Here is a 3,367-nt window from a genome sequence, read left to right as displayed (position 1 = left end):
GGACGTCGACTCCCGAGTCGCGCAGGGACAGGGCGTGGGCGTGTCCCTGGCTGCCGTAGCCGAGGACCGCGACCTTGCGGCCCTGGATGATGGACAGATCGGCGTCGTCGTCGTAGAACAGCTCGGCCACTTGGGTTCTTCTCCTTGGGTGTGTTGCTGGCTCATCCGCCCGTGGGACCACCGTATGCCCGGCGGGACGGGAGTTGGGGGCTGGTCTCGCCATCCGGTCCGCGCGCTGCCGCGCCGCGCCCGCGTTACGCCGTGCGCTCCAGGGCGCGCAGCGATCGGTCGGTGATGGAGCGGGAGCCGCGGCCGATGGCGATGGCGCCGGACTGCACGAGCTCCTTGATGCCGAAGGGCTCCAGCATCCGCAGCATGGCCTCCAGCTTGTCGCTGCTGCCGGTGGCCTCGATGGTGAGGGCCTCGGGGGCGACGTCGACGGTCTTGGCGCGGAAGAGGCGGACGATCTCCACGATCTGCGAGCGGGTGTCGTTGTCGGCGCGGACCTTCACCAGGACCAGCTCGCGGTGGACGGCGGCGGCCGGGTCGAGCTCGACGATCTTCAGCACGTTGACGAGCTTGTTGAGCTGCTTGGTGACCTGTTCGAGCGGGAGGTCCTCGACGTTGACGACGATGGTGATGCGGGAGACCTCGGGGTGCTCGGTGGTGCCGACCGCGAGCGAGTCGATGTTGAAGCCCCGGCGGGAGAAGAGCGAGGTGATCCGGGACAACACGCCCGGCTTGTTCTCGACCAGGACGGAGAGGGTGTGCTTGGACATGGGTTTCTTCGTTCCCTCGGCTCGGATTCCGCGGCTCACTCGGCGGCGTCGCTGAAGTCGGGGCGGACCCCGCGGGCGGCCATGACCTCGTCGTTGGAGGTGCCGGCGGCGACCATGGGCCAGACCATGGCGTCCTCGTGGACGATGAAGTCGACGACGACGGGGCGGTCGTTGATGGCGTTGGCCTTCTCGATGACGGCGTCGAGCTGCTCGGGGTCCTCGCAGCGCAGGCCGACGCAGCCCATGGCCTCGGCGAGCTTGACGAAGTCGGGGACGCGGGTGCCGGCGCTGGTGGCCACGCCCGAGGCGCCCGGGCCGTCGCGGAGCACGGTGTTGGAGTAGCGCTGGTTGTAGAAGAGGGTCTGCCACTGGCGAACCATGCCCAGGGCACCGTTGTTGATGACGGCGATCTTGATGGGGATGCCGTTCAGCGCGGCGGTGGCGAGCTCCTGGTTGGTCATCTGGAAGCAGCCGTCGCCGTCGATGGCCCAGACGGTGGCGTCGGGGCGGCCGGCCTTGGCGCCGAGCGCGGCGGGGACGGCGTAGCCCATGGTGCCGAGGCCCCCGGAGTTCAGCCAGGTGCCGGGGCGTTCGAAGGGGACGTAGTGGGCGGTCCACATCTGGTGCTGGCCGACGCCGGCGGTGTAGATGGTGCCGGCGGGGGCGAGCGCCCCGATGCGCTCGATGACCTGCTGCGGGGAGAGGCTGCCGTCCTCGGGCAGGTCGTAGCCGAGCGGGTAGGTCTCGCGCCAGCGGTTGAGCTGCTGCCACCAGGCGGCGATGTCGGGGCGGGAGGACTCGGTCAGGACGGCCGTCAGCTCGGCCATGACCTCCTTGACGTCGCCGACGATGGGGACGTCGGCGGTGCGGTTCTTGCCGATCTCGGCCGGGTCGATGTCGGCGTGGACGATCTTCGCGTGCGGCGCGAAGGAGTCGATCCTGCCGGTGACGCGGTCGTCGAAGCGGGCGCCCAGCGCCACGATCAGGTCGGCCTTCTGCAGGGCGGTGACGGCGGCGACGGAGCCGTGCATGCCGGGCATCCCCAGGTGCTGGGGGTGGCTGTCGGGGAAGGCGCCCAGGGCCATCAGGGTGGTGGTCACCGGCGCGCCGGTCAGCTCTGCCAGGGTCCGCAGTTCGACGGAGGCGCGGGCCTTGATCACGCCGCCACCGACGTAGAGCACGGGCCGGCGGGCCTCGCTCATCAGGCGGGCGGCCTCGCGGATCTGCTTGGCGTGCGGGCGGCTGACGGGCCGGTACCCGGGCAGCTCCTGGGTGGGGGGCCAGGTGAAGGAGGTCTGGCTCTGCAGGACGTCCTTGGGGATGTCCACCAGGACGGGGCCCGGCCGGCCGGTGGCGGCGATGTGGAACGCCTCGGCGATGACCCGCGGGATGTCCACCGGGTCGGTGACCAGGTAGTTGTGCTTGGTGATGGGCAGGGTGATGCCGCAGATGTCCGCTTCCTGGAAGGCGTCGGTGCCGATGGTCTTGGTGGTGACCTGGCCGGTGATGGCGACCAGCGGCACGGAGTCCATGTGGGCGTCGGCGATGGGGGTGACGAGGTTGGTGGCGCCGGGGCCCGAGGTGGCCATGCAGACGCCGACCTTGCCGGTGGCCTGGGCGTAGCCGGTGGCGGCGTGTCCGGCGCCCTGCTCGTGGCGCACCAGGATGTGACGGACCTTGGTGGAGTCCATCAGCGGGTCGTAGGCGGGGAGGATCGTGCCGCCGGGGATGCCGAACACGGTGTCGGCGCCGACCGCTTCGAGGGAGCGGATCAGGGACTGGGCGCCGGTGAGGTGCGCGACGGTGGCGGGTGAGTGCGCTGCGCTGCGGGGGGCCCGTGGCTGCGGCTTCGGAGCCCCGGATGCCTGTTCGGTCATCGGCGATCTCTTCTCAGGGTGAGGGTGGTGACGCGGAGTGCGGGTGCTGGGAGGGGTGACGCGGGGAGGGCGCCGGCGGGGAGGCGCCGGCGGGGGGTGTCAGTGCAACAAAAAACCCCTCGTGCCGTGAGGCAGGCGAGGGGAGCGCGTCGCTGGGCGGCGGGGGGTGTCCCGGCTCAGCCGACGCGCCGTCCGAGTACGAGAATCTGGTGGCGCATGGGTCAGACATTGCTCTTTTCTCCTACCGCGTGTCAAGCGAGCGGAAATGACGTCTCACTATGTGGTCAGAGATGCGGGTCACAGTGGCTGGGCGGCGGGGCGGGTGGGCGCGGGGTCGGGCGGCACGGGCAGCCGCCCCTGGTCGAGGACGCGGCCGAGCCGGTCGGTCTCCAGCGGCTCGCACAACGCCGGGCCCTGGGCCTGGCGGCAGCCCAACGCCCGGAGGGCCACCGCCTGTTCGGGCAGGACGACGCCGTCGGCGAGGGAGGCGATGCCCAGCTCGGCGGCCATCCGCAGCAGCGCGGCGGCGATGGCGCGCAGCGCCGGGGAGTCCAGCAGGCCGTCGGTGAGCTCGCGGTCGAGGCGGATGCGGCGCACCAGGTCCGGGGGGAGGCGGTGGAGGGTGGCGGGCGGGGTGCCGGCGCCGCCGAGGCCGCCGAGGGAGATGCCGACGCCGAGGCGGCCGATCTCGGCGAGCCGGCGGCACGGCTC

Annotated in this window: 3 protein-coding genes and 1 pseudogene; all 4 read right to left on the bottom strand. The window is 71.7% G+C overall.

What is annotated here, in order from left to right; translation table 11 throughout:
* Positions 1–130, bottom strand: a pseudogene (locus ACTWQH_RS32580) (ketol-acid reductoisomerase); the annotation flags it as partial.
* Between the two features lie 124 nt (positions 131–254).
* Positions 255–779: an acetolactate synthase small subunit gene (gene ilvN, locus ACTWQH_RS32575; RefSeq protein ID WP_443290423.1), complete on the bottom strand. Its 525-nt coding sequence runs from the start codon at positions 777–779 to the stop codon at positions 255–257.
* Between the two features lie 35 nt (positions 780–814).
* Positions 815–2,656 (bottom strand): acetolactate synthase large subunit, encoded by a 1,842-nt coding sequence (locus ACTWQH_RS32570; protein WP_443290422.1) that lies wholly within the window; start codon positions 2,654–2,656, stop codon positions 815–817.
* 297 nt (positions 2,657–2,953) lie between these two features.
* Positions 2,954–3,367 (bottom strand): EAL domain-containing protein (locus ACTWQH_RS32565; RefSeq protein WP_443290421.1); only part of this gene is annotated, 414 nt, incomplete at its 5' end.

The organism is Streptomyces sp. 6N223 (assembly GCF_052246635.1).
Taxonomy (GTDB): domain Bacteria; phylum Actinomycetota; class Actinomycetes; order Streptomycetales; family Streptomycetaceae; genus Streptomyces.
This window is presented reverse-complemented; position numbering and strand designations above follow the sequence as displayed.

What these genes read in the sequence shown, in the direction of transcription:
- ilvN (WP_443290423.1), bottom strand. Translation starts at nt 779, where the DNA reads ATGTCCAAGCACACCCTCTCCGTCCTGGTCGAGAACAAGCCGGGCGTG.
- ACTWQH_RS32570 (WP_443290422.1), bottom strand. Translation starts at nt 2,656, where the DNA reads ATGACCGAACAGGCATCCGGGGCTCCGAAGCCGCAGCCACGGGCCCCC.